Here is a 25109-nt window from a genome sequence, read left to right on the forward strand (position 1 = left end):
ATTTTATTCCCCTGATCCATTGATTAGAATTAACTCATCCAAACCATCTATGTGAAAATAGGATTGTTTATTGGTGATCAGTTGGTGAATTGAACGATTTTTAGATTCTGTTCTGAAAGATCGTGTAAAGATTCTTTTGCCATCAGGATTCAATTTAAGAAAGAAAAAGTCTTCTTCGCCGGTTTTTACATTTCCATGAAGGTTGCCACGTGTTCGTCCAAGCAATAAAAAATTTCCATCTTCATCAATCGAGGAATCAGTAACATCCTCCCAGGACTGAGAAGAAAAATTGCGTCGCCATTCCAAACTGTTATTCTTTTTGTATTTCTCTACAATAACAGACTGGTAGTTGCCAATTTTTCTCGCTATCGCATAAAAACTTTCTCCAGATTCTGTTAAATTAAAAGATTTTAAACCTGCAATTTTTTTGGGAAATAGTGTTTTGGAAATTTTACCAACATCTGCAATTTCTAATATTCTATCTCCAATGAGAATAGCTGTTCCATCAGAACGAAAATCGATCTTGTTCCATAAGCCAGTTGTTCGCAGTTCATATATCAATTCACCTTCTGAGCCAATTCGATATAGAACTCGATCTTTACCATTAAACAATACACCCAGGAGAATAGATGAATCTGAAGGATGAATTGCAATATCGATTACTGAAGTCTTAGCGCATGAGCCGATTTTACCGATAGTAAAAATTATAGGGGATTGTTTTTCTGAATCAATTTTACGTAAGTTAACAATGTAATTTTCGTTAGGTTTACATTTTTTGTCTATGTTGCCATTGATTGTACCTAGCTGAACTCCTGCTGTATAGGTTTGATTCTCAGAAATCGATACGATCTTGTCTCCGTCTTCGATCGATATACTCTCTCTTTCCATTCCGCGAGAAGTCATTGTTCGTAAAAATTTGCCTTGCTCATTCTTTGCAATCGCAATTATTTCACTTTGTCGATTGATGGAAAAATCAATTAAACCTGATACTGGAATCTTGCGAATCGCTTTAGTAGCAAAAAGACTCGCATCTACGACATCTTTGAATTCTTCCGACGGATTTGATTCTGCCAAATCCTGCGGCGACTTATTGTTGTTATCTCGAATATTTGGATCTGCACTAAAATCAAGAAGTATTTCTGTTGCTTGTAAAGCAGCAATCGTATCGCGATTCGGGCCTGGTTGAACAACTTCATGAAGGGCTGTTCGTCCTTGTTTATTTTGCTGGTTTGGATTGGCACCGTTTTCTAGTAACTTAGTCAATAAGTTCGTGAGTGTTTCATTTTTCAATCGATCGTAAACTGCACTCAAGGCTGATTTGTGAATAGCATTGTTACCAAGACTATCGGTTGTATTGATATCTACACCTTTCTTAAGCAAATATTCTAATAATCCAATATTCTTTCGATTGATAGAATAGAATAAACAATTATTACCATACTGATTTTTTGCATTGAGATCGGCACCGTTCTGGATCAATAGATCCAGCAATTGATAAGTATTATTGGTAGTTTTAAACGCATCTATACTGCATGCTTCCAACAACATTGGGTTTCCATATTCATTGAGTGATTTCTGATCTGCGCCAGCTTGTAACAGGATTTTTGATGTAGTGATATTTTGACTTCGGATCGCAAGCGTAAGAGGAGTCTCACCTTTCTCATTCTTTATATTTGGATTGGCGTTACTTTTCAATAAAGAACTTACAATTGAGGGAAAAGATTTCTCTACCGCATAATGCAAAGGAGTATAGCCGCGATCTCCAATCATATTAGGATTTGTATTATTACTCAAAACTAAATTGAGAGTGGACTCTTTTCCAGAAAAAACTGCAAGATGAATCAAAGCGTTTTTATGATTGTCAAGAATTTGCAAATTTGCGCCTTTTGCGATGAGCTTTTTGGATACAGTATCCACACCTCTTTCAATATATTCTTGCAAAAGACTCTTATCTAAGGAAGTTTTGGTATTCGCATCAGCGCCTGCATCCAAAATTTCGAACAGAATGTTCTGCCTCGATGCATTCATTTGTTTGATATAGGCCTCATGAGCGATAAGTATAAGTTTTTTCCCCTCAACATCCTTTGTTTCGATACTTACTTTTGCATTTAACAGTGGTTTAATGAGAGTTGAGTAACCTTTTGCAATAGCAATAACAATGATCGGGTTTCCATTCGAAGCAATTGAGTTGGGATCTGCACCTGCTTGCAAAAATAGTTCCATTTCTGCTTTTCTGTTTCGTTCAACACTATCTACAATTAAGTCAACTCCTTCAGAAGTTTTTGCATCACCTAGAGGTTCATGGGTAAGTAAAAGTTTTAGAATATCCAGACGTCGTAGTTGATAGGCAACCGCAGTTGGAAATTTTGCATCTGAGCCCATAGGCTTGGAAACAATTGCCTTCTTTTCAATGAGGGCTTTTACCATTGCAAAATTCTTATTTTCTACAGCCGCAAGAATTGGCGTATACTCCATAGAATCAGGTAAATTTATATCCGCTTCCATTTTTATTAGAAAATCAAATGATTGCTTCTTATTATTGCGAACTGCAAAAAGCAGCGATGTCTCACCATACTTATTTTTTTGATTGATATTGAATCCCTGATCAATCACTGCCTTCATAATATCTGTGAAATTTTTATCTGTTAGTTTGTGGAGAATTGAATTCCCATCTGAATCTATGCGATTGATATCGGCATTCGCTTTTAGTAAAGCTTGAGCAATCGGTTTGGAATTCTTTTGAATTGCTATAAATATTGCAGGGTTACCGTTTTCATCTAATGCATTTGGGTCAACACCTTCCTTTAGAAGCTTGTTCACTTGAGCGAGTTGAGATTTCTGAATCGCTGTTATCAAGAGTTGTTCTTTTGTTATTTCGATTGGAGGAAGGACATCTTGACTAGCTAAGCTAGTCGAAAGTATACAAAGTCCTATATAAAAAAACTTGCAAAAATTATAATATTTTTTCATAGTTCTCACGGTGAGATCATATAATGGTCTGGATCAAAACATTCTTTATTTAGACCAGCTCTAACTTCGAAATGGAGATGAGGCCCAGTTGACAGGCCAGTGTTACCAACTTCCCCTATAGTGTCGCCTGCTCGGACTTTATCACCTCGCTTCACATGCATGATGTCTTGATGAGCATAATAAGTCACTAATCCGTTTTCGTGTCTAATTACTGTTAATCGACCGTATCCTTCTTTTTCATGATTTTGTTGGAATTCCACAACTCCATCTCCTGCGGCATAGATTGGAGTTCCCGTTGTTGATCCTAGATCAAGTCCTGTATGCAGTCTCTTTACACCAAGGACAGGATGAATTCTATATCCATAAGGACTGGTTCTTCTTGCTCGATTGGGATCGATAGGGAAAATGAATGGTTTATCAATATGATCTCCACCAAGATACAAACCGTTCTTAGACGCAAGAAATCCACCAAATACAAAACCTTCTGTGCCATCCGATTCTATTCTGACCCAGACAGATCGCAAACCAGTTATCGTTTCTTGCCATGCCATTCGATCTAGTATTTTTATCGACTTGCCTTGGTTAACTGTCCCGATGATCGTTCCGAGTTTGCCTGGTTCATCACGGATATGCAATATGGGAGGTCTAACATACTTTGTGTTGCCCGACATTATATGCTCCCAATTTTCTGGTGCTGTATCCACAGATGATTTCTGAAAAGCAAGATAGCCCGAGAACACCCAACCTTCAGAATAGCCTTGAGTTTTTACATAAGCCCATTTCGCCGCAAGTCCATCCACATAATCATCGTTATCACTAAATCTGGTTACAGAAACCTCCGAATTTCTAGGAAGAGAAGTGATCGGATCAAAAGATTGACCAGGTCCTGATCGGATGACTAGACTTGATGCAGTAACAAAATAGGTTTGAGGCTCATAGAGAATGATGTCTCTTTTCTTGATCAATTGCTCCGGTGGTTTTTCTTTCTGAAGATAGGATATGGGTATATATCCTTCTTTCTCTTCTGCAACTCGAATCCGTGCCCAATCATTGCCTGGCTCCATTAGATTTTCTTCAAGTAGCAAGAGCTCGACCGCATCTCCCACATAAACAGGAGCAATCTCCGATTTATCAGAAGAGTATGCTTTTCCTTTTAAAGTATAATTTTTGTTAATGTAAAATGATTGTTTTGCTAATCCTTGTGCTGCTATCGAAGAGCTGATCAGTAGAAATATGGCAATGTAGTATATACGCATGGCTGCTCCAAGACTCAATGAAGATGTCAAATCATGAATTTCCGATAGGCAATAGGTTTTGTCAATTTATTTTTATTTCGGTTTTTATGTGAAATCAATTGATAAAAATCATTGATAAAACGAAGGATCAAAAATAATTATTATATAAGTATATGATTATTCATCATTTTTTTGACAAAATTACTTCCACGCTAACTTACATACTATGGGATGAAGAATCCAAAGAAGGTATTGTAATTGATCCAGTTCTGGACTATATTCAAGTTGGCTCGATTGTTCATACCTCATCATTGGAAGTACTGACAGATTTCATTCGTGATAATTCAATAGAGCTTAAGTTTATTTTGGAAACACATGCGCATGCAGACCATATCAGTGCTGCTCCTTTTTTGAAGAAAATACATTCCAAAGCTCGAATTGGAATCGGATCCAATATCACTCAAGTACAAGAAGTTTTCCGAAATATATTTCAGGTTCCCGAGTTGGTCTGTGATGGAAGTCAATTTGATTTTCTTTTAAGGGATGGTGACGAGATTCAAATTGGGAAATCTAAATTGCGTGCAATTCATACACCTGGACATACCCCAGCTTGCATGAGTTATTATATCGATGATAAAATATTTGTGGGGGATGCGATATTTCTTCATGACTATGGAACAGGAAGATGTGACTTTCCACTAGGCAGCGCATCAACTCTCTATCGCTCTATTCAGGAAAAAATTTACACACTTCCAGACTCCACTGAGATATATGTGGGACATGATTATCAGCCGAATGGACGAGAAATGAAATTCAAGACAACTGTTGGTGAATCTAAAAAATTGAATATCCAATTGTCATCGAACAGAAGTGAAATTGATTTTGTTGAGTTTAGAAAAACTAGGGATTCTGGACTTGCCGCTCCGAAGCTACTTTATGAATCAGTTTATTGCAATATAAATGGCGGAGGACTTCCGCATTATGATAAGAATTCCAAACCATATTTCAAGATTCCTGTCAATTTGAGAGACGATCGTGGATATCTATCGGAGAAAAATTAAGCTTAGGTTTGAGTGTAACCAAGGTAAATAATTTATGTATCTAGATATTTTGGAAATCATCTTACCAATACTTGTTGGAATAAGTCTAGGGATGATTGGTGGAGGTGGAACGGTTCTTGCTGTTCCGATCCTAATTTATATCTATGGAATCAATTCTAAATCTGCGATTGGTATGAGTTTGGGAATTGTATGTTTTGTGAGCTTTGTCGGATCCTATTTTCATTGGAAGCAGAAGAATATTCGGCTTGAACTCGCAGCATATTTTACACCTTTTGCTATGTTAGGTGCATACATCGGGGCAAAAATTGCTAGTTTACCATTTATCACTTCTAGTCTGCAGATGATTCTATTTGGATCAACAGTACTGATATCCAGCCTGTTTATGATATTCAAAAAATCTGATCCTGAATCTGAGCCAGAAACAAATACAAACAAAGATTCGACTTCAATCACAGAAGAGAATTTGAACAATAAAAATAAATTCATCATCATGGGAATCCAAGGAGTTCTTGTTGGAATTCTCACCGGCTTGGTTGGTGTGGGTGGTGGATTTTTGATTGTTCCCGCTTTGGTATTTTTCGGTAGGCTTCCTATTCGAGAAGCAATCGGCACAAGTCTGGTTGTGATATTTTTTAATTCAATGAGTGGATTCCTCGGTTACATAAACAAAGTTAATATCGATTATATGGTCATTTTGTACTTTGGTGGATTGTCAGTCATTGGTGTGATCTTCGGTGTCCACTATGGACAGAAACTCCCCAAACAAAATTTGCAGAAAATATTTGGATTATTTCTATTTGTCTTAGGATTGTGGATTCTCTGGGGACAGACTGCAGATAATTTGAACTAAAAAAGTTATTCTAAGTATAGCTTGCTGCGATATTTAGATTGCCATATGCGAAATTCGCCGATTCAATGTAAGCAAAACTATTTCAATCGGAATCCATAATGCCAAACTCAACAAAACTCGAAATCATCCAACACAACCAAGGTAGACTTATAGAAGTTAAAATGAATTTCAATTCAAAGAACACCTATGATCTAGAAGGACTGCAACTGATTCTGGATACTTTACATAAAATAAAATCCATGGAATCTATCAGAGCGATGATCCTCTCAAGCAATCAAGAGTCCTATTTCTCTAACGGATTGGAACCTACATTATTTTTGGATGCAACTCATAAAGAGGTTCATCAAGCTGTGAGTTTGCTTATGGATGCGTCTCAGGCTTTTTACTTTTTTCCTTATCCTACATTGTCTTTGATCCAAGGTCATTGTATGGCAGCCGGAGCTGTCTTTGCGATTTTTTCTGACTATCGTTTTATGGTGGATAAGGCTGCACGGATCGGATTTCCTGAAGTTGCTATAGGTTTAAATTTTCCTTCTTTTCCCGCAAAAGTTCTGAGTCATATTGTGGGACATAATCATGCGCGAGATCTTCTCTATTCGGGTAAGCTATGGAAAGCGGATCAAGCTTTAGCCAGTGGACTCATTGATGAGATTTACTCCAAAGATACAATTCGTACAAAAGCTTTGGAATTTTCTACAAAGCTTTCCAATTTGCCGTTGGGTTCAGCTAGAGGAATCAAGAAAAGTCTTCTGGATTTTCACCGACATGGAATCGAACAGCTCATTGAATGGGATACCAATGCTTTGGTTGAGACCATTCTCTCTCGTGATGGCCAAGAAGGATTTAGATCTATCCTGGAAAGTCGTAAGCCTCAATTTTAATTTGCGAAAATTTGCAAGCAATTCGATTTTTCCTTGTCGAAAATCAATTCCTGAGTAACATGGAGCAGTTTTCTGCATAAGATTATTCGAATCGAATAGGGAGTATTGTATAAATGGCAAAGAATCTAGCGGATGTATTCCGTGAATCAGCTGAGAAGTATGGAAAGAATCCAATTGTTTGGAGCAAGAACAAACAAAAGAAATATGAGGCAAGCTCTTACGAAGAAGTTTACCAAGAGGGTCTTAATCTTGCAGAAGCCCTAATTGACATGGGGCTCAAAGCACGTGAAAATGTCGCATTGCTCGCAGACAACCGCAAAGAATGGTTGGTTTCCGATATGGGAATATTGATTGCTGGTGCGGCAGATGTTCCTCGTGGTACAGATATTACAGATTCAGAAATCACTTATATTTTAAATCACTCTGAAGCAAAATTATTATTTGTTGAGCATGACAAGATGCTTGAGAAATTTCAGAAAAATAAATCTGAGTGCAAAGGTATCAAAACCATCGTTATGATGGATTCTGAATCCACAGCGAAAGGAGTTACCTTTCTTAAGGATTTGATTGAAACTGGTGCTAAATTGCGTGCTAAAGGTTCAAAAAAAGCCGAAGAGCGTGTAGCTGGAATCAAAGAAGACGATGTCTTTACAATGATTTATACTTCCGGAACTACTGGTCAACCAAAGGGTGTTATGCTCAAGCATGGTTCCATGATACATCAGTTGGATGAAGTTGCTCCGACGATCAATATCAAAGAGAAAGAAGAGCGTATGCTTTCGATTCTTCCGGTATGGCATATTTTCCAAAGATATATGGAATATGTTGCTCTCCGTTTTGGTGGTCAAAGTTTCTATACGAACGTCCGCGATCTTAGAGATGATTTTGCAAAAGCAAAACCAACTTATATGGCGTCTGCTCCAAGACTCTGGGAAAATATCTACAACGGTATCTATACTAGAGTCAATGATCCTAAGCAAACACCTGCTATACGAAGAGGACTTTTCAAGCTCGCGTATTTCTATTCGCAACATTGGAATGGTGCAAAACGTTTCTTCAAAGGCAATCTTGTGGATTACACAGGAAGAAATATTTTCCAAAGTCTAGGGCTTGCCATCAAATACCTAATTTTGGGAATTTTTACAGGTCCATTTACAATGACTATATTGTCGCTTGGTCTCGCTTTTACGGTTTGTAAAGATTCTGCTCTAGCAGTTCCTCTTTATGTGATTGGTGGTCTAGGAGTAATCCTGAACTTTGCGACTTTAGACAAAATTGTCCTATCTAAGATTCGTTTGGCGACTGGTGGATATCTCAAAGCATCACTTTCTGGTGGTGGAGCATTGCCAGGTCATGTGGATGCGTTCTTCAATGATATCGGAATTCAGATGTTGGAAGGATACGGAATGACCGAGACAAGTCCTGTAATTTCAGCTAGAAATTTCAAAAGACCTATCATTGGATCTGTTGGTGATCTTGTACCACGTGCGGAATTGCAAATCCGTTCCGATTCTGGGGCAGTTCTAACCCATATCAATGATAAGAAGAAAGTTCTTTCTGGTAAGATTGGTGTGAAAGGTGTTGTTCACGTTCGTGGTCCAATGGTAATGAAAGGCTACTTCAAGAATGAGGAAGCAACCAAAAAGGCAATCAAAGATGATTGGATGGATACTGGCGATATCGGTATGATCAACTATAAGATGACCCTCACACTGACAGGTCGCGCGAAAGACACGATCGTATTGTTAGGTGGAGAGAACGTTGAGCCGGTTCCTATCGAGAACAGACTGATGGAATCCCCATATATCAGCCAGATTATGGTATGTGGTCAAGATCAGAAAGTTTTGGGTGCTATTGTCGTTCCTGATTTCGATAAAGTAAAAGAATTCTGTGAAGTCAACGGAATTGAAGCAACTAACCAAGATCAGATTATTGAGAATGAGAAAGTCATTGATCTAATCAAGAAAGAAATCAAGAACCTCAACAATACGAAAACTGGATTCAAATCATTTGAGCAGGTTACACCATTTGCTCTCGTGAAGAAACCATTTGAAGTAGGCGATGAATTGACAAACCTCATGAAAATGAAAAGACATGTCATCACCGAAAAGTATTCCAAAGAAATTAAGAAGATGTATAAATCTGCTTAATGCTAAGATAGAATTGAAGTAACCAAATTAGAGCTAATATCAAAATTCTGTTGTAATTTGGTGAGAATTCTTAAATGGAAAAACCCGATTTCGATCGGGTTTTTTTATGTGGTGAGGTTGGGGGAAATTGAGTTAGAAGATGACTGCGGTCGGTTTTCTCCCTTTAATAGAATATTCAATTTTTCCATCGAATAACATTTAGATTACAAAACCACTGGTAAATTGCTATCCCTAAAACTATGCCCAATTTGTTAAAGCTTATTTTTCATTTTTCTTGTTAGCTTTTTTTTGATGAGAATTTTTTCTATAGAAATATTAATATTTTTAAGAGCTTTTTAGCGATTTTTGAGATTTCTTTTTGACAGGTTCTAATTCAAAAATACGGTTGGTAGAAATTAATGAAACGGGAGATTCAAAAATGAGAAAAGTATTCTTAATTCCTGGAATGCTGTTCCTGCTGGCAGGCGTTACTAATTGTAAGTCACTTATTAGCGTTGCAGACGGACAAACTAAAGGCAAAACCTATGCGTCGATTTATCAACCTAGTATATTTACACCTTCTCGAGGCTATATCGCTCAATGTACGCATGAAGGTAGCAAATTTACTTGTGGTGAGGAGATAAGCGTTAGCTTAAAGTAATAATGGATATGAAAATGAAGAAAACTTTAACAACAATTTTGGCAGCATTATTAGTATTAACTTTTGTAAACTGTGCATCAACAAACTACGGTGTAATTTCAAAAGTCGAGAAAGATACTTATTCTGTAGAAGTATCAGAATTCAGTTGGTTTTGGTGGATTGTGCCACAAGTAGTACCTTTCAGTACAAAAAGCTATATTGCTCTGTGCAAGGCTGAAGCAAACGGTGGATTAGTTTGTGAAAAAGGCGCTGCTGCAATGTTAGGCTTTGGGGATGTTAAATAAGGAGAATTTATGAAAAAAGTATTACTTTTATTAATCGTATTGGCATTGGCATTTACTAATTGTAGAAACTTTATGCGCTATGCGCCAGACAGTGAAGGTGGAGTTTACAGGAATGGATCAAAAACAGTTCTCTTTTTTGTTAATTCATCTTATCTAGAACATTGTAAAAATCAAGGTGGAAAGTTTAGCTGTACGGAGCTTGACGTAGACTTATAAGTAGAATTGCTTCTGTGGAGGAATACCGCAGAAGCAATAATATTAGAATAAATATGAAAATTCTTTTTAAATTATTAATCATTGCATTTATAATAAATTGCCAAAACTCTGAAAATATAGAATATATTCAGCATCCAGTAACGATATCTTTTTCTGATTTTTTGAATTCATCTGAAGATTTGGGCAAAGATACAAATTCTATTGAAAGAAAGAATCTTAATTTTCAAGGCTTTAGTATCTCTTCTATCACATTAAGCTCTCCGTCCGAAAAATTCTTATTTGAAAATTCAGATGTAAGCTATTTCGTAATTCAAGGAGCCTTGATCGTCGGTGAGTCGAAGAAAGGAAATATAATGGTAGAGAACAATCAAATGTTTATAGTTCCAAGAAATACTCAGCATAGTTTAGTACCTGCCAATAATAAACCTGTAAAAATCATCATCCATAAATCCTCAAATTAAAAAAGAATAAATTAAAAATCCAGAATTTTTCCGTAGAGTATGGCTAATGATTGTTAATTGAAGATATTATTCTATCCAATTGCCAACCAGTTTCTTTTTTCAATTTCCGAAAAGCATTCAATTTGCCTGAAAATCCGAATTTTAGATTTGGATGAAATGTATCATATTCTAAAAGTCTATTAGAATATGATACTTCAATCCCATACCATTTCATCCCTGGAATTTACTTGGACAGGGCATGACCTGATTCCAAGAAGGTTTTGAGGTTCGATAGAATCATAGGCCATCCTTTTGATATTCCCATATGCATTGGCGGATCAAGATCTACATGAGTCACAATCATTCGTACCAATCCTTCTCCGTATGAATCTATTTCTATCGTTACTTGTGAATGTTTGAATGCGTCATTTGCTTCGCTTGGTCTAGCCCAGGAAAGAACCAATCGTTTAGGCGGACTGATTTCGATTACCTTACCCACTATATCAACAGTTCGTTCCGCATTGTATTGTTCATGTCTCCATTCTGATCCTACTTTCCAATCGGAAATATTGACATGTGCAGATTTATTATTACCTGGATCGAACCAATATTGATGTGTTATGTCGGCATCAATCAATGCTTGCCAGACTTTTTCTTGAGTGCTTGCTATGTATGTAACATAGACGAAGTTAGGTTTTTCCATTTCCATCTCCCTCGAGTTCTTTTTTCAACTCATGTAAAAAATTTAAACGATTCTGCTCAAATTTTCGCACCCAACGTTCATATACTTCATTGATTGGAACTGGATTGATATAGTGGAGTTTTTCCCGACCCTTCCATACAACCGATACCAAGGATGCATTAATGAGAATATCAATATGTTGAGATGCCGATTGTCTTTGCATATCGAGCTGCTTGCAGAGTGAAGAGAGAGTCTGTCCATTATTTGCATAGAGAAGATCAAGAACTTTTCTCCTGTGACGGTCAGCCAATGCCTTGAAGACTTTGTCTGTACCTTCTATTTCATTCTGCATGATTTTACAATAGGCAGGTAAATGCCTGCATGTCAACACAGAAAATGACAAGTCTGGAGATTTTTTTCGTTCTGTTTAGAAGTGGCATATAAGAAAAATCTAAACTTTAAAAGGGAGCTGAGTTTGAAGATTAAATTGGAATTTTAAATGACTATCAATTCGGAGTGTAAAAATTTACATTTCTGTATAATAGATTTATAATCGAGTGGATCAGGCTTATGGATACAATTGAACAATACATTCACCAATTTCCCAAAGACGTTCAGGATATACTGAATAAAATCAGAATGATCATTCTGACAATCGCTCCCGATTCTGAAGAAGGATTTGCTTACGGAATGCCAAGCTATAAAACCCACAAGAAACCTTTGGTTTACTTTGCCGCCTTCAAAAAACATATAGGATTCTATGCAACTCCAACTGGACATTCGAAATTTAAAGCTGAACTATCTGTATTCAAACAAGGTAAAGGTTCTGTTCAATTTCCACTTGATAAACCGATGCCCTATGATCTAATATCACGGATTGTTCAATTTCGCAAAGATGAGAATAGTAAACTAGCGAAAGGATAATTGTTAAAATTTTAGTTTGAATCATTCCTTCTCTAGAAAGAATCTATTTACCTTTCCAAGCAAGGCGTTGCAATAGAATCAAATGCAACATAATTGCATTAAGTTCTTGACCGATTTTCTAAATCGGAAATTTTGATCCTATGGATAAATCTCGATCTAAAACCAGAAGAGTGTTCTTGGGTGACCATTCTATGCAACTGCAAGGAGACAAACCGAAGCCCGGGAAAAGAATTCTCGGATGCTTTCATGCGAATCCAGCGAGAAAAACACGAGCCGTCTTAAACGAAAATAAGATCAATCGAGGTCTAGTTATCATATCGACTCTTCCTAATATTCGGAGTTTTGCATGTTCTCAGCAAGTATTAGATTTAGAATTGGAGGTTAGAGCTCATTTACCAGAGGCAAAAATATATCATATCGCATCTGATCCGAAATCGGGTTGGGATGAAGTAGAAAAGTTGCATCCATTTCTAAAGTCACCAGGATTTACTTTAGTCGGAGTGGATAAGTCATCCGTTGAATCTTTTAAAAAAGAATTTGGAGTTGGAGTTGAAGGCAATAAGCGAATCGCTCATGGATTATTTGCTCTAAAAAACGGGGAGTTTCTCGTCTCCTATATTCCTCGGCAGCAATACGGCGTTCCCAATATCAAAAGATTTGTAAATCGGGTAAAAGATAGACTATTGTATGCTCAGGAATTATCGGAACCATAAGTATGAAAGGAAATTATCAAAATATTGATTTTGTAAAATGTGATAGAGTTTTACCCGAACATTATGATCTCTTTTTACTAGCTGATCCTTCGAAAGATGTCGTCGACGAATATTTGAGTGATTCAGAGATTTTTGTAGCAAGATTAAATGAAGGAATAATTGGCGCAATCGTATTGTATCCATTAGCTGATAATTCCGTGGAAATCAAAAATATTGCTGTAAAACCAGAAATGCAGGGAAAAGGAATTGGAAGTTTTTTGATCAAAAATGTAATTGAATATGCAAAAAATATGAAGAAACAAAGTATTTTAATCGGAACTGCCAATTCTAGTATTGGACAGCTTTATCTATATCAAAAGTTGGGATTTGATGTAAGTGAGATTAAGAAGAATTTTTTTATTGATAAATACTCGGAACCAATAATAGAAGATGGTATTCAAGCAAAGCATATGATAATGCTAAGACAAAAACTCTGACATAAGAAAATATATGAACCTAAATCAAATTACGATTCCTTCCTTAGATTTGTCCAAATCCATACCTTTTTATCAAAGTTTAGGTTTGCTTATGATTGTAGAAGATCTGCCGCATTACGCTAGGTTTAAATGTCCCGAGGGTGATTCGACTTTTTCTATACATCTTGCAGATAAATTGCCGACAGGAGAAGGGATTCACATTTACTTTGAAATTTCTAACCTAGATGATTATGTGAATGATCTAATTCGAAAAGGGCTTGTGATAGAAGAAATGCCAAACGATAAAAGTTGGCTATGGAGGGAGGCTCGGATCAAAGATCCAGATTTGAATCAATTGATTTTATATTATGCTGGCGAGAACCGACTGAATCCACCTTGGAGGATCAATCCGGAATTTTGACCCCGAAGAATTAGGTCGTAACAACCGTGTCTTTGCGAGAAGGTGTACGATCTTCTGGGTAATCTGTAGAATAATGCAAGCCCCTTGATTCTTTACGAAGCAAGGCAGATCTTACGATTATATCAGCAATTAATGCCAAATTACGAAGTTCGAGAAGTCCTGGACTAACAGTTGTTCTATCAAAAAAATCTTTTACTTCTTCACGGATCATTTGAATCCTACGCGCTGCCCTTTGTAAGCGAAGATTGCTTCTTACGATACCGACATAGTTGCTCATCAATGCTTTGATTTCGTATAAGTCATGTGATACGAGAACCCATTCTTCGGCGTTTTTGGTCCCTTCTTTGTTCCATGCTGGGATCTTAGCAATCTCTTCATGGAATTCCAACGGTGCTTTCTCGGAAAGGGAACGAATGTCTCGATTGATTCGATCTGCAAATACGAGACACTCCAGTAGACTATTCGATGCTAGGCGATTGCCTCCATGCACTCCAGTGCATGCAGCTTCACCTGCCGCATATAAATTTTCAATATTTGTCCTAGCCCATAAATCTGTCTCTATTCCTCCGCACATATAGTGTGCCGCCGGAACGACAGGTATAGCTTGAGTCGTGATATCAATTCCAAGTGATAGGCATTTCTCATAGATAGATGGGAAGTGGTGCTTGATCTCATCGGCTGGTTTGTGAGTGATATCTAGGTAGACATGAGGTTGTCCGCTTTTCTTCATCTCATTGTCAATAGCGCGTGCAACAATATCACGAGGTGCTAAATCTCGCATCTCATGGTATTCTTCCATAAAGGCTTTGCCTTGATGATCACGCAAGATTCCACCTTCACCACGCACAGCTTCAGAGATGAGAAAAGAATTCCCATTCTCATGATAAAGTGCAGTTGGATGGAATTGGTAGAATTCCATGTTTTTTACTTTTGCTCCAGCTCGATAGGCTGATGCGACTCCATCACCCGTTGCAATGCTTGGGTTGGTTGTATGCAGATACACTTGACCTGCACCACCCGTTGCAAGTATGGTTCGCTTGGCAAATAAAGGAAAAACTTCTCCGTCTTCTGTGTTCAAGATATAGGCTCCGTAACACCTGAGAGGGAGATCAGAAGAATTTTGTATATGATGAGGAGTTAAAATATCAACACAAGCATGGTTTTCTAATATACGAATATTCGGCTTACTCTTTACAGCATTGAGGAGTGATGTCTCAACTTCTCTTCCCGTTCGATCGTGCGCATGAACGATTCGGTTCTTGCGGTGACCACCTTCGCGAGCGAGGTCCAAGTTGCCCGTTGAGTCTTTGTTAAACGGAACTCCAATTTCTAAAAGCTCTTGAATCCGGAAAGGTCCTTCCTCAACCAAAATTCTTACAGATTCTGGATCACAGAGACCGGCTCCAGCTACTAAGGTATCTTGGATATGTTCTTCGATCTCATCGGTTGCGGAAATTACGCTGGCAATGCCACCTTGCGCATAGTTCGTGTTAGATTCGTAGTCAGATTTTTTGGTAACAATTGTGACAGACCCCAAATCAGAAATCTTCCAGGCAAGAAACAAGCCTGTAATTCCAGATCCAATGATTAGGAAGTCTGTCTTTTGCGAATTCATTTCTTATCTGCGAGTGCTCTTACGTAATCCAAAGAACGAATCAACATATAATCAGGTCGGATCTGATCATCTGAATGCTCTGATAGATATTTGTCAGATTTACCGAACTTTTTGACATGTTCTTTGATTGCTGGGACATTGAACCTGGACTTGTAACTCGATGCAGAAGGAATCTCTGGGAGATGATTCCACATATCTTCTTCTCTATATCGGAACGGAAAACTGCCATCGGCTTCTTCAGATATTTCAATGTCTGGAGTAACACCAACTACTTGAATGGTTTTGCCAGAAGGAGAATAGTAACGGCTGTTAGTGATCTTAAGAACAAAGTCTTGATTGCCTGGAAGATCCATCGATTTTTGCACAGTTGCCTTACCAAAAGTTCTCTCACCTAACAGCAATCCGCGACCATGATGTTGAATAGCACTTGCGACAATCTCGCTCGCAGAAGCCGATTTAGCATTCATTAGAATCACTAACGGAAGATCTGTGATCTTTTTGTTATTAGCAATTGCTTCTTCTGGACTGCGATTCGGAACTTTTGTGCTAACGATCAGTAGTCCTTTATCAATGAATAGATCAGCGATATCAATAGCTAGATCTAGATATCCACCAGAATTATTTCGGAGATCGAGAATGATCCCTTTTAGTTTGTTGCCATTGGCTGAAGATTCTCTTTCCATATCGCGAACTGCTTTTGCAATCATAGAATCCACTGAATCTTCGTTAGGTGCTTTGATGAATCCAGTCAATTTTATATAGGCAATTTCTGGATCTTCTTTGAGAATTCTATAAGTTAAATTCTTAATTGTGATCGTGTCTCGAATGATTGGAATGTCTAGTGTTCCAGTCACACCTTTTCTTCGGATGGTAAGAACAACTTCTGTTGCTTTCTTGCCTTTGATTCGCTTAACCACCTTATCTAAGTTCATCGCTGCAATGGAAATTTTGTCAACAGCTAGGATAACATCTCCACTACGCAATCCAGACTTGAGGGCGGGGCTTCCTTCCAAGGGATTTTCGACGACAACTTCTCTGGTTCCACCACCGCTGAGTATAGCACCGATTCCTTCAAAAGAGGAATCATTGATTTTTGCCATAGACTCTTCCCATGCTTCTCGTAGGAATACATTGGAATGTGGGTCAAGTGAGCTTAGGTATCCATTGGCAGCAGCTAGATAGACATCGTTGATTGTATAGTCTGCTTTTTTTTCTTCGTCGGGTGTCTGGATCTCAGGATCTAAGTCGAGGACTGAATTCGGAAGTGCTGGTTCTTTATATTTAGCAAGATTCTCTTCAACGTATGCGATGATCTTGTCAAAATCTTTTTTCGAGAAACGAGTTTCTTCCCATTTAGCAGATAAGACAGACTTACGCAATTTATCTTTCTCGATCAATTTCTTGACCTCTTCGTCTGACATTTTGCGGTTTTCATTCTTTTTGATTTTTGCTTTTCTCATTTCCTCGACTTTCACGTAGTCGGGGTCCATGATTATAAATTTATCAGATGGTGAGAGTTTAAAAGTGCTTTTGACTGGCAAAAGGGAATCAGCATCTTCATACTTTTCTCTCTCGTTGAAATAACTTTCTGGATAGAGATAAAGTGGATGAGGCATGGAAAGTAAAGTGTAGAAAGCTGCATCTGTGTATGCACGATTCTTATTGATCGATTTATCGATGTAAAATTTATCAACAGCCAAAACAACACTTTCTAAATCTTTATAAGTGAAAGAGTTCTTCACTTCTGGTTGTTTTTTGGCTTCAGGTTCGCATCTAGAGAGCGTTCCGCTAAGTAATCCGATCACTAAAATAGTGGAAAAAATATAAGAGACCTTTTTCAAGTTGATTCCCCAGTTCATAGAATTCATTCTTGTTCAGTAAACCCAATCAAAACGAAACAGGCAACTTAAAAAAATGAGGAAATCTCTCCTTGCGTTCATTTTATTTTTTTTCCATATCTATCCATCCTCAGCGCAAAATAGAGAGAAGATTGAATGGGACGACTTAGTATTCTACGAAAGAATTATTCTCGATTACTATTCAAGTGAATCAGAAAAGAAGCACGCGCTGAATGAATTGGATACACGGTGCCGATGGAAAGATCCAGGAACCGGATTATCTTGTGCCAATCTAGCAATTCTTTATTTAAATGCAAATGATCTTGACCGAGCATACACTGCAGCAGCAATCGCATACAAAAAAGAGCCAAAAGATAATTTCTACAGAAATTTATTTCAAAACCTTGCTGTCAGAACCAATAATTTGAAAGATATGCGAAAGCGAATGGGTCGAGACGGAAACATCATTCTCACTTACGAACGTGCGATCCTGAGATGTAAAGAAAATCGACCAACTGCAGCTCTTCCTGATATTAGAACCCTTGTGAATCTTGGGCATCTAACAAGAGAGTCATTGGAAAAAGGAATTTTTGCACAATGTCTGAATAATTCTGAAGAAATTGTTCAACTTAGAAATATCGCAAAGCCCAATAAAGTATCTTATTCTAAATTGCTAATGGGAGAAGAGGATCGAAATCATGGTTACTATTCAATCTGGGATATATCTTATGCTAGAAAAGAAAAAACCGAAAAATTAAAAGATTCTGATGAGCCCAATCAATTGATTACCAAGCATTGGATGGATTTTAAATCAAATCTCATTTCTGGTAATTCTGCTAAAGCAAAATCCAGTTTTGATGATTATAAAAATACTCTCCAATCGATCAAGAAATCAGGTGGCAAGAGTAAAGATCTTGCAGAGTCTCTGGAGCTTGCAACAGAATTGATTCTAAAGCAAGATCCGATCTTTCGTGATAAAGCAGATCGAATGGGGATTCGTTGGTAGTGTTTGAAAGTTTGATAAAATATATATTATTTCCAAAGAGTTGGATGATGGATCTATAGTCTTTGATTCATATTGTTATTGCAATCTAGAGAGGTGGTTTGTGTTATATATGATGTTGTATTTTTCTAATCAGTTAAATTAATAAAAGGGGCAATTTGTGGAAATTTCAAACGACTTATTGTTTAGCTTTCTTTCTTATTCACCAGGTCTATTCTGGATTTGTATTTTATTCTTACCTAAGAATACCAAAGCCATGTTTTGTGTGGATATATACCTAATTCTTTTGAGCTTGCTATTTGTAATACAAACGATTCCTGGAATTGGAGAAATTCTTAGTATAATTTTTAAACCAACTTTTTTGGAAATGAAAGCATTCTTAAGTTCTGATGCTGGATTTTTGGGTACTTGGAATCATATGATTCTATCTGATGTTTGGATTGGTCGATGGATTTCCCAAGATTCTTTGCAATTCAAAAGTTCTTTATTGATTCGATTGATTATTATTCCTATAATATTGATTCTGGGTCCATTTGGATTGTTTTTCTATTTGGTTCTCAGGGCAATCTTGACCAAAAGTATTGGATTCAATTCCATCAAAAATGATTAATATATGAAAAAACTATCCTTCCTACTACTCGTTTTCGTTTTACTCGTTGGATGCTCAACTGCGAGTAAAAATGTAGATCAAAGCAAATCAGATTTGGATTTATATCCAAAAAGATTTGAGGCAATTCTCACGCAGCTCGTTATTTTAGTGAATGGTCGCAAAAATAGTGATGATAACTTACATGTTGTTCTTCTCAACAACATGAATCGTATTAATGCTGGATTTCTAAAATTAAGTATCGATCCTACATTGCCTAGTAGTATAGAAGGTGGTGCAATTTTTGCCTTTGATTCAGCTGGTAGTCATCCGGGCATTTATATCAGTCCCTATTTAGTTGACTTATATGAGAAAAGACCTTCTTTAGTTTATTCAATTTTGATTCATGAATTCCAACATGCCGATTCATATTTTACAAATAAAGATCTCTTTATTCTAACTCGAGATAATCCAGTTGAAAAATATTTGTATGAAATGGATGCCTATCATTTGGAGGCTTTATTTATTAAAAATTATTTAGCTCATGATAAGAGATTTATATTAAGTGAATTCGAAAAGTTTCTTTCTAGTAGCCATTCAAAAGACAATTTGGCCTCCTTTTCTCAAGCTGCCTATAAATTTGATATGCGCTTAGTATACTATTTGCATGGACTGGTTCGATCGCCTAAGAATAAATTACTTAAATACAAAGAACTCAATGAGACCACTGACAGTATTCTTACACAAGATTTCGAAAAATACGAAGAAGATTGGGTTCAGTACAATCAGGTAGTTCCTCTGTTTACTATCGGAATGTTATATGCGCAGTTTGTCCGTGATATAGAAACTTATCCCGCTACGGATGAGGATATTTCGAGAATGGCTAATTTTGATTTAAAAAAGGACAACCCTCAATCATATGCAAAATTAGAAATAATTGAAAAAAAACTCATTAAGTATCAAGATCGATTGAATTACGCAAATATTATTAAGAAAAAATATTTAAATGCGGAATAAAGATTAATTTAGATATAAAATTTTCCATTTAATCTCTCTCCGATATGCAATTTGTTACTTTCGATTTATTTAGTTATTCAAAGGGTGAAATTGAAAAATCAAAATTGAATTTTGCACGAGTCGTGCATAATTTGACAAAAAACTAATCAATGTTTGATAGAATTTTATGAAATAAATTATTAACTAGATGCATAATTTATCTAATTTTGTTTCCGTGGAAAGATTACATCCCAAAATAAGCTCATTTTCAGTCTTCAGAATATAAAAATAAAATCAAAATTTGATGAACTTAGATTCTGATTTTTTGCTCTAAAATATCTAAAATAATCTTGATTAAATTACTTGTACATTCAAAACTCTAGAAAAAACAAGAGGTGTTCCATGCTCAAGTTAAATGCAATTCTGATAAGCCTGATATTGTTAGGCACTCCTATTTTTGCCGAAGCAGAAATACAAGAAAAGGTCAATAAACTAAAATTCCAAACTGGAAAAGTTACGATTGGAGACAATCTCGCGACAATCGATGTGCCTAAGGGTTTTAAGTTTTTGGATGCCAAGCAAAGTCAGTTCGTACTGCACGATGTTTGGGGCAATCCAGAAGATGATTCAACATTAGGAATGCTGTTCAAGGCTGATCAATCACCGACGAGTGACAATTTCACTTATGCGATCACTTACGCTTTTTCTGATGAAGGATATGTTAGCGACAGTGATGCAAATGAAATTGATTATGAAGAACTTCTCGAGACAATGAAAGAAGATATCGAAGAAGGCAATTCTTTTCGTAAGAAAGAAGGCTATCCAACACTAAATCTTGTTGGCTGGGCTTCCAAACCTTATTATGACGAAAGCAATAAAAAGCTACATTGGGCAAAAGAAATTAATTTTGAAGGCGATGAAGTTAACACATTAAATTATAATATTCGAATGCTAGGAAGAAAAGGTGTCTTAGTTGCGAATGCGATCGCCACAATAGAATACCTTCCAGAGGTTGAGAAGGATATTCCCGTTATTTTAGAATCAACCGGATTTAATGAAGGTGAAAAATATTCAGATTATAATCCGAGTGTTGATAAAGTAGCAGCATACGGGATTGGGGGATTGATCGCAGGAAAAGTTCTCGCTAAAGCAGGTTTTTTTGCATTGATCGCGAAATTTTGGAAAATCATTGCATTAGGTGGAATTGCAATGCTTGGATTCATTAAGAAATTTTTTTCGGGAAGATCTAACGAATAAGTAAGAAGTATTCTGTATTGAAATATTCTAGAAGCAGAGGGGATTATTGGGTAGTTGGTTTTTTGTCCTAATTGAGAAATAGGATAACGGAAATATTTAATCGTTAGTCGAATTATTTTTGTTATCTTAGTTTTTCTGAATTTGGATTCTTAATGCAAATACCCAATTCATCAAGAATCAGCTTATTGGTTTTGCAAAAGTATCCTTGTGGACATACCAATCCAGTGAGCCCTTGGCATCGGAAATTTATTTCTGTGTTTGGTGGATTGGTGTCAATCGATTTGGTTGGTTCTGATCCAATGAGAGTATTGTGAAGTAAACTCAAGAATATTAAAAGGATGAAAACTGAAAATGTTCTGGGAAGCTTTACTGATATTAACATGTTCTTTGACTTTAACTTTTTACCAAGCTATTTCTTTCGCAAAATTTCCAATTCATCTTCTGTCAATTCACGATACTGTCCTAGATCCAGACTGTCATCTAAAGGAAGATCACCCATTTTCGTTCTCTTTAAGTAGACTACTTCTTTGCCTAAAGCAGTGAACATTCTTCTTATTTGTCGAAATTTTCCTTCACGAATCTGGACTATTGCTTGCGTCTTGTCAAGAATTTCCAATTTAGCTGGAAGGCAAACATATCCTTCATCTAAAGTCACACCTTTTTCGAATGCTAAAATATCTGATTTCTCTAAGTCCTTGTCAACATGTACCAAATAGGTTTTATAAATATGGTGCTTAGGTGATGTGAGATTGTGATTTAACATCCCATCGTTTGTGAGAATTAAAAATCCTTCAGTGTCTTTGTCAAGTCTACCGATTGGAAACAATTTTTTGCCTTGATCTCTTTCGGACAGATAATCCATGATGGTTTTCTCGTTTGGGTCTTCTGTGGCAGTAATGCATCCAGTTGGCTTATTGATCATGTAGTAAACAAATTCTTTCCAGTCCAAAATTTCATCATCGTATTGGAGTTGGTCATCTGGTTTTACTTTAGTTCCTGCATCAGTAACAATATTTCCATTGAGTTTTACTCTCTTATCTCGCAGAAAATATTTCACTTCTTTGCGTGTTCCAATTCCGAGATTGGATAAAATTTTATCAACTCTTTCAGTTTTGTTCATGGTAAGTTTTCCCAATCCAATCTTCTTAAGTTCATTTTCTTTAGTTGTCTTTTCTTGACGATTCCGATTTTATGAAATCAATGCTTATCGAATCTCAATTGCAAGAATTGATCCGTGGATTAGATAAATTTTCCGTCCCCTATCGCAAGGATGTATCTCTTGCTATACTTTCATCTTTCAAAATCGGTGGAGTCTCTCCTCTGATTGTAGAACCGAATCAGGATTCAGAAATTTTTGAAGTCTTAAATTTGTTTCGTCAGCTGGACATTCCGTACCGAGTGCTCGGAGGAGGTTCGAATATTTTGATCTCCGATCATCCTGATGACTTTGTTGTATTTCGTTTGAGTGGAGATTATAAAAACTATGAAATGATAGAGCCTGGAATTTTTGAGATTGGCGGTGCGACGAATACGACTCCGGTTTTTCGGCAGATTTCTCAGAAAGGATTTACGGGTGCGGAATTTTTGAGTACCATTCCTGGTTGGACTGGTGGTGCCGTTATTCAAAACGCAGGTTGTTATGGCGGTGAGTTGCTTGATCTAGTATCGAGAATTGACTTTGTTCGTGATGGTGTAATTCAATCTAAAAAACCCAGTGAGATCGAATATGGATATCGTTTTACAGAATTTCTGAGAGACAAAGATAGTATCATTCTTCGCATTCAGATGCAATTGCAAGCTGGGAACTTGATAGAGATTGAAGAATCCCTAAAAGATAAACGAGACAAAAGAAATTCCTCACAACCTGAGAATAAAAAAAGTGCAGGATCTATATTCAGAAATCCTAAAGTATTAGATGAAGATGGGAAACCGATCAAGGCTTGGCAATTGATTGATCGTGCAGGACTGCGCGGAGTTATTCAAGGTGGCGCACAGATATCGCCTGAGCATTGCAATTTTATCGTGAATCTTGGCGGAGCTAAAGCTGTCGATGTTCATTATCTATCCGAACTTATCATGGAAAAGGTTGAGAAGACCAGCGGAATTTTACTGGAAAGAGAAGTTGAGAATTTCGGAACCATTCCTTAAGAGGGAAGATATGGTTGTACATAGTTCTTCCCAAAATTTACACATACTATTGGATTAACTCAACTTACTTTTTTGCAAGCAAAGACGGTCGATAGTCTTCGGGTGCATTGTATCCCATAAGATTCATGATTGTAGCTGCGATATTTGCAAGACCAGGCATTCCAAATTTTTTATTCAAATTAGGATCAAGCTTATATCTTTTCTTGGGATCATAAAGAGTTAAGTTCACTGGATTTAATGTATGACTAGTCTTTGGAGTAGGCTTACCTGAAGTATCTACTATCGGATTGCCTTTTTTGTCCAATTGGTACATTTCGTCCGCATTTCCATGATCTGCAGTTACTAGCATTACAATTCCTAGACGATCACAAGTTTCTTTCAAGCGAGCAATCTGTTCATCCAATGCTTCCAATGAAGCAATCGTCGCCTTCATATTTCCTGTATGTCCCACCATATCTCCGTTAGGGTAGTTGACTCTATAGAATTTGAATTTACCAGATTCCAGTGCTTTGATTAAAGTATCAGTTATCTCTTCACATTTCATACGTGGAGCTTGATCAAAAGGAATGTTATCGGATTTAATTTCTAGAAATGTTTCGAAATCTTTGTCAAAAAATCCACTCTTATTACCATTCCAAAAATAGGTAACATGTCCATATTTTTGCGTCTCTGAGATAGCATATTGAGGAATCTTCATTTCTGCAAAATATTGACCCATGGTTCGCTCGATCGCTGGTGGTGTAACTAAATATTGAGGTGGAACAAATAAGTCACCATCATACTGCATCATTCCAGCGAATTCTATCGCAGGGAATCTTTCTCGATCGAAGAAATTAAATTCTTTATCGGTAAAAGCCCGTGAAATTTCGATAGCACGGTCACCACGAAAATTAAAGAATATTACCGAATCATGATCTTCCACAGTTCCATTCGGCTTGCCATTGGCTCCTACCACAAAGGCTGGTAGGTATTGATCTATCACACCAGGATCTTCTGTTCGTAAAGTTTCTATAGCTTGTTTGGCATTTGGAAAAATTCGACCTTCACCTAATACATGAGTCTTCCAGCCACGCTCTACCATAGACCAGTCCGCTTCATAACGATCCATAGTAATCGTCATTCGACCGCCACCACTCGCGATTTCTATATCAACATTTTGATTGCGAATTTTTGTTAGAAATTCTTCAAAGGGAATTAGATAATCAAGAGCGGATTTTTCTGGAACATCACGACCATCTAAGAGAATATGAATTCGGATTTTGGCAACTTTAGCTTCAGTTGCCATTTCTATCATTTTTTGAAGATGATCAATATGAGCATGAACATTTCCGTCGGAGAATAAACCTAAGAAATGTAAGGTTGATTTATTTGTAATACAATTCTGAATTAATTTATTCCAAGTATCACCAGCAAACATCTCACCAGTCTCTATTGATTTACTTACTAATTTTGCCCCTTGGTCATAAATTCGTCCGCATCCAAGTACATTGTGTCCGACTTCCGAATTGCCCATGTCATCATCACTAGGCATCCCGACAGCTACACCATGTGCGAGAATTTCTATAGTTGGTTCTTCATTCCATAGATAGTTTAGGTTGGGAATCTTAGCTGCGCGGATGGCATTGCCTTGATCTGCGGAAAATTTTGCAGAACCAACTCCATCTAAAACAACGATGAGTACAGTTTCTTGATTGGTTTGATCATTTCTTTCTAATTTTAACATGATTGCCTTTATTAAAATCTA

Annotated in this window: 26 protein-coding genes; 18 read left to right on the top strand and 8 right to left on the bottom strand. The window is 36.9% G+C overall.

Annotation, left to right across the window (positions count from 1 at the left end):
- Window positions 1-3: 3 nt before the first annotated feature.
- Both O4O04_RS04040 and O4O04_RS04045 read right to left on the bottom strand, forming a co-directional pair.
- Window positions 4-2970 carry an ankyrin repeat domain-containing protein gene (locus O4O04_RS04040; protein ID WP_272534337.1) on the bottom strand — a complete coding sequence of 989 codons (2967 nt, stop codon included), beginning with the start codon at window positions 2968-2970 and terminating at the stop codon, window positions 4-6.
- A 5-nt stretch (window positions 2971-2975) separates the two neighbouring features.
- Window positions 2976-4256 carry a peptidoglycan DD-metalloendopeptidase family protein gene (locus O4O04_RS04045; protein ID WP_272534338.1) on the bottom strand — a complete coding sequence of 427 codons (1281 nt, stop codon included), beginning with the start codon at window positions 4254-4256 and terminating at the stop codon, window positions 2976-2978.
- A gap of 122 nt (window positions 4257-4378) precedes the next feature.
- On the opposite strand from O4O04_RS04045, the gene O4O04_RS04050 reads away from it, so the two are divergent.
- The 8 genes from O4O04_RS04050 to O4O04_RS04085 all read left to right on the top strand — a co-directional run bounded on the left by O4O04_RS04050 (window position 4379) and on the right by O4O04_RS04085 (window position 10748).
- Window positions 4379-5266 (top strand): MBL fold metallo-hydrolase, encoded by an 888-nt coding sequence (locus O4O04_RS04050; protein WP_272534339.1) that lies wholly within the window; start codon window positions 4379-4381, stop codon window positions 5264-5266.
- Window positions 5267-5300: 34 nt separating this feature from the next.
- Window positions 5301-6116, top strand: coding sequence for a sulfite exporter TauE/SafE family protein (locus O4O04_RS04055; RefSeq protein WP_272534340.1), 816 nt, complete (start codon window positions 5301-5303; stop codon window positions 6114-6116).
- A gap of 98 nt (window positions 6117-6214) precedes the next feature.
- Window positions 6215-6997, top strand: coding sequence for an enoyl-CoA hydratase/isomerase family protein (locus O4O04_RS04060; RefSeq protein ID WP_272534341.1), 783 nt, complete (start codon window positions 6215-6217; stop codon window positions 6995-6997).
- Between the two features lie 113 nt (window positions 6998-7110).
- Window positions 7111-9147, top strand: coding sequence for an AMP-dependent synthetase/ligase (locus O4O04_RS04065; RefSeq protein WP_272534343.1), 2037 nt, complete (start codon window positions 7111-7113; stop codon window positions 9145-9147).
- A gap of 358 nt (window positions 9148-9505) precedes the next feature.
- Window positions 9506-9787 carry a hypothetical protein gene (locus O4O04_RS04070; protein WP_272534345.1) on the top strand — a complete coding sequence of 94 codons (282 nt, stop codon included), beginning with the start codon at window positions 9506-9508 and terminating at the stop codon, window positions 9785-9787.
- A 14-nt stretch (window positions 9788-9801) separates the two neighbouring features.
- A complete protein-coding gene (locus O4O04_RS04075) occupies window positions 9802-10071 on the top strand; it encodes a hypothetical protein (RefSeq protein WP_272534346.1) in 270 nt (89 codons plus the stop codon).
- Between the two features lie 9 nt (window positions 10072-10080).
- Window positions 10081-10287, top strand: a complete 207-nt coding sequence (locus O4O04_RS04080; protein WP_272534348.1) for a hypothetical protein — start codon at window positions 10081-10083, stop codon at window positions 10285-10287.
- 53 nt (window positions 10288-10340) lie between these two features.
- Entirely contained in the window at window positions 10341-10748 is a 408-nt protein-coding gene (locus tag O4O04_RS04085) for a cupin domain-containing protein (protein ID WP_272534350.1), read from the top strand.
- A 223-nt stretch (window positions 10749-10971) separates the two neighbouring features.
- Here the strand turns inward: O4O04_RS04085 and O4O04_RS04090 are convergent, their stop codons facing one another.
- Window positions 10972-11430 carry an SRPBCC family protein gene (locus O4O04_RS04090; RefSeq protein ID WP_272534351.1) on the bottom strand — a complete coding sequence of 153 codons (459 nt, stop codon included), beginning with the start codon at window positions 11428-11430 and terminating at the stop codon, window positions 10972-10974.
- Window positions 11417-11761 (bottom strand): ArsR/SmtB family transcription factor, encoded by a 345-nt coding sequence (locus tag O4O04_RS04095; RefSeq protein ID WP_272534353.1) that lies wholly within the window; start codon window positions 11759-11761, stop codon window positions 11417-11419. The genes O4O04_RS04090 and O4O04_RS04095 overlap by 14 nt, the downstream gene beginning before the upstream one ends.
- Before the next feature lie 218 nt (window positions 11762-11979).
- On the opposite strand from O4O04_RS04095, the gene O4O04_RS04100 reads away from it, so the two are divergent.
- The 4 genes from O4O04_RS04100 to O4O04_RS04115 all read left to right on the top strand — a co-directional run bounded on the left by O4O04_RS04100 (window position 11980) and on the right by O4O04_RS04115 (window position 13922).
- Complete coding sequence (locus O4O04_RS04100) at window positions 11980-12333, top strand: iron chaperone (RefSeq protein WP_272534354.1); 354 nt, start codon at window positions 11980-11982, stop codon at window positions 12331-12333.
- A 140-nt stretch (window positions 12334-12473) separates the two neighbouring features.
- A complete protein-coding gene (locus tag O4O04_RS04105) occupies window positions 12474-13046 on the top strand; it encodes a hypothetical protein (RefSeq protein ID WP_272534355.1) in 573 nt (190 codons plus the stop codon).
- Window positions 13047-13048: 2 nt separating this feature from the next.
- A complete protein-coding gene (locus O4O04_RS04110) occupies window positions 13049-13522 on the top strand; it encodes a GNAT family N-acetyltransferase (protein WP_272534356.1) in 474 nt (157 codons plus the stop codon).
- 13 nt (window positions 13523-13535) lie between these two features.
- On the top strand, window positions 13536-13922 hold the full coding sequence (locus tag O4O04_RS04115; protein WP_272534357.1) for a VOC family protein: 387 nt from the start codon (window positions 13536-13538) through the stop codon (window positions 13920-13922).
- A 10-nt stretch (window positions 13923-13932) separates the two neighbouring features.
- Here O4O04_RS04115 and nadB read toward each other — a convergent pair whose 3' ends face one another.
- The gene (nadB, locus tag O4O04_RS04120; protein ID WP_272534358.1) at window positions 13933-15537 is read right to left on the bottom strand and encodes an L-aspartate oxidase; all 1605 of its coding nucleotides are present in this window, start codon (window positions 15535-15537) and stop codon (window positions 13933-13935) included.
- The gene (locus O4O04_RS04125; RefSeq protein ID WP_272534359.1) at window positions 15534-17396 is read right to left on the bottom strand and encodes a S41 family peptidase; all 1863 of its coding nucleotides are present in this window, start codon (window positions 17394-17396) and stop codon (window positions 15534-15536) included. Before O4O04_RS04125 ends, nadB begins: the two co-directional genes overlap by 4 nt.
- 55 nt (window positions 17397-17451) lie before the next feature.
- Between O4O04_RS04125 and O4O04_RS04130 the strand changes: the two genes are divergently transcribed.
- The 5 genes from O4O04_RS04130 to O4O04_RS04150 all read left to right on the top strand — a co-directional run bounded on the left by O4O04_RS04130 (window position 17452) and on the right by O4O04_RS04150 (window position 21531).
- The gene (locus O4O04_RS04130; protein ID WP_272534360.1) at window positions 17452-18381 is read left to right on the top strand and encodes a hypothetical protein; all 930 of its coding nucleotides are present in this window, start codon (window positions 17452-17454) and stop codon (window positions 18379-18381) included.
- A gap of 157 nt (window positions 18382-18538) precedes the next feature.
- Complete coding sequence (locus tag O4O04_RS04135) at window positions 18539-18988, top strand: abscisic acid-deficient protein Aba4 family protein (RefSeq protein WP_272534361.1); 450 nt, start codon at window positions 18539-18541, stop codon at window positions 18986-18988.
- A gap of 3 nt (window positions 18989-18991) precedes the next feature.
- Complete coding sequence (locus O4O04_RS04140) at window positions 18992-19981, top strand: hypothetical protein (RefSeq protein WP_272534362.1); 990 nt, start codon at window positions 18992-18994, stop codon at window positions 19979-19981.
- A 381-nt stretch (window positions 19982-20362) separates the two neighbouring features.
- A complete protein-coding gene (locus O4O04_RS04145; RefSeq protein ID WP_272534363.1) occupies window positions 20363-21217 on the top strand; it encodes a DUF2167 domain-containing protein in 855 nt (284 codons plus the stop codon).
- A 152-nt stretch (window positions 21218-21369) separates the two neighbouring features.
- The gene (locus tag O4O04_RS04150; RefSeq protein WP_272534364.1) at window positions 21370-21531 is read left to right on the top strand and encodes a hypothetical protein; all 162 of its coding nucleotides are present in this window, start codon (window positions 21370-21372) and stop codon (window positions 21529-21531) included.
- Window positions 21532-21626: 95 nt separating this feature from the next.
- Here the strand turns inward: O4O04_RS04150 and O4O04_RS04155 are convergent, their stop codons facing one another.
- The gene (locus O4O04_RS04155; protein WP_272534365.1) at window positions 21627-22337 is read right to left on the bottom strand and encodes a pseudouridine synthase; all 711 of its coding nucleotides are present in this window, start codon (window positions 22335-22337) and stop codon (window positions 21627-21629) included.
- Window positions 22338-22408: 71 nt separating this feature from the next.
- Here O4O04_RS04155 and murB point away from each other — a divergent pair, with 71 nt between their 5' ends.
- Entirely contained in the window at window positions 22409-23365 is a 957-nt protein-coding gene (gene murB / locus O4O04_RS04160; RefSeq protein WP_272534366.1) for a UDP-N-acetylmuramate dehydrogenase, read from the top strand.
- Window positions 23366-23429: 64 nt separating this feature from the next.
- On the opposite strand, the gene gpmI is transcribed toward murB, so the two are convergent.
- Complete coding sequence (gpmI, locus tag O4O04_RS04165; protein WP_272534367.1) at window positions 23430-25088, bottom strand: 2,3-bisphosphoglycerate-independent phosphoglycerate mutase; 1659 nt, start codon at window positions 25086-25088, stop codon at window positions 23430-23432.
- Window positions 25089-25109 lie beyond the last annotated feature (21 nt).

The organism is Leptospira sp. GIMC2001 (genome assembly GCF_028462125.1).
Taxonomy (GTDB): Bacteria; Spirochaetota; Leptospiria; order Leptospirales; family Leptospiraceae.

What these genes read in the sequence shown, in the direction of transcription:
- O4O04_RS04050 (WP_272534339.1), top strand. Translation starts at nt 4,379, where the DNA reads ATGATTATTCATCATTTTTTTGACAAAATTACTTCCACGCTAACTTAC.
- O4O04_RS04140 (WP_272534362.1), top strand. Translation starts at nt 18,992, where the DNA reads ATGAAAAAACTATCCTTCCTACTACTCGTTTTCGTTTTACTCGTTGGA.
- O4O04_RS04060 (WP_272534341.1), top strand. Translation starts at nt 6,215, where the DNA reads ATGCCAAACTCAACAAAACTCGAAATCATCCAACACAACCAAGGTAGA.
- nadB (WP_272534358.1), bottom strand. Translation starts at nt 15,537, where the DNA reads ATGAATTCGCAAAAGACAGACTTCCTAATCATTGGATCTGGAATTACA.
- O4O04_RS04105 (WP_272534355.1), top strand. Translation starts at nt 12,474, where the DNA reads ATGGATAAATCTCGATCTAAAACCAGAAGAGTGTTCTTGGGTGACCAT.
- O4O04_RS04085 (WP_272534350.1), top strand. Translation starts at nt 10,341, where the DNA reads ATGAAAATTCTTTTTAAATTATTAATCATTGCATTTATAATAAATTGC.
- O4O04_RS04075 (WP_272534346.1), top strand. Translation starts at nt 9,802, where the DNA reads ATGAAGAAAACTTTAACAACAATTTTGGCAGCATTATTAGTATTAACT.
- O4O04_RS04145 (WP_272534363.1), top strand. Translation starts at nt 20,363, where the DNA reads ATGCTCAAGTTAAATGCAATTCTGATAAGCCTGATATTGTTAGGCACT.
- O4O04_RS04115 (WP_272534357.1), top strand. Translation starts at nt 13,536, where the DNA reads ATGAACCTAAATCAAATTACGATTCCTTCCTTAGATTTGTCCAAATCC.
- O4O04_RS04040 (WP_272534337.1), bottom strand. Translation starts at nt 2,970, where the DNA reads ATGAAAAAATATTATAATTTTTGCAAGTTTTTTTATATAGGACTTTGT.
- O4O04_RS04155 (WP_272534365.1), bottom strand. Translation starts at nt 22,337, where the DNA reads ATGAACAAAACTGAAAGAGTTGATAAAATTTTATCCAATCTCGGAATT.
- O4O04_RS04150 (WP_272534364.1), top strand. Translation starts at nt 21,370, where the DNA reads ATGCAAATACCCAATTCATCAAGAATCAGCTTATTGGTTTTGCAAAAG.
- gpmI (WP_272534367.1), bottom strand. Translation starts at nt 25,088, where the DNA reads ATGTTAAAATTAGAAAGAAATGATCAAACCAATCAAGAAACTGTACTC.
- O4O04_RS04090 (WP_272534351.1), bottom strand. Translation starts at nt 11,430, where the DNA reads ATGGAAAAACCTAACTTCGTCTATGTTACATACATAGCAAGCACTCAA.
- O4O04_RS04095 (WP_272534353.1), bottom strand. Translation starts at nt 11,761, where the DNA reads ATGCAGAATGAAATAGAAGGTACAGACAAAGTCTTCAAGGCATTGGCT.
- O4O04_RS04055 (WP_272534340.1), top strand. Translation starts at nt 5,301, where the DNA reads ATGTATCTAGATATTTTGGAAATCATCTTACCAATACTTGTTGGAATA.
- O4O04_RS04065 (WP_272534343.1), top strand. Translation starts at nt 7,111, where the DNA reads ATGGCAAAGAATCTAGCGGATGTATTCCGTGAATCAGCTGAGAAGTAT.
- O4O04_RS04110 (WP_272534356.1), top strand. Translation starts at nt 13,049, where the DNA reads ATGAAAGGAAATTATCAAAATATTGATTTTGTAAAATGTGATAGAGTT.
- O4O04_RS04100 (WP_272534354.1), top strand. Translation starts at nt 11,980, where the DNA reads ATGGATACAATTGAACAATACATTCACCAATTTCCCAAAGACGTTCAG.
- O4O04_RS04130 (WP_272534360.1), top strand. Translation starts at nt 17,452, where the DNA reads ATGAGGAAATCTCTCCTTGCGTTCATTTTATTTTTTTTCCATATCTAT.
- murB (WP_272534366.1), top strand. Translation starts at nt 22,409, where the DNA reads ATGAAATCAATGCTTATCGAATCTCAATTGCAAGAATTGATCCGTGGA.
- O4O04_RS04080 (WP_272534348.1), top strand. Translation starts at nt 10,081, where the DNA reads ATGAAAAAAGTATTACTTTTATTAATCGTATTGGCATTGGCATTTACT.
- O4O04_RS04125 (WP_272534359.1), bottom strand. Translation starts at nt 17,396, where the DNA reads ATGAACTGGGGAATCAACTTGAAAAAGGTCTCTTATATTTTTTCCACT.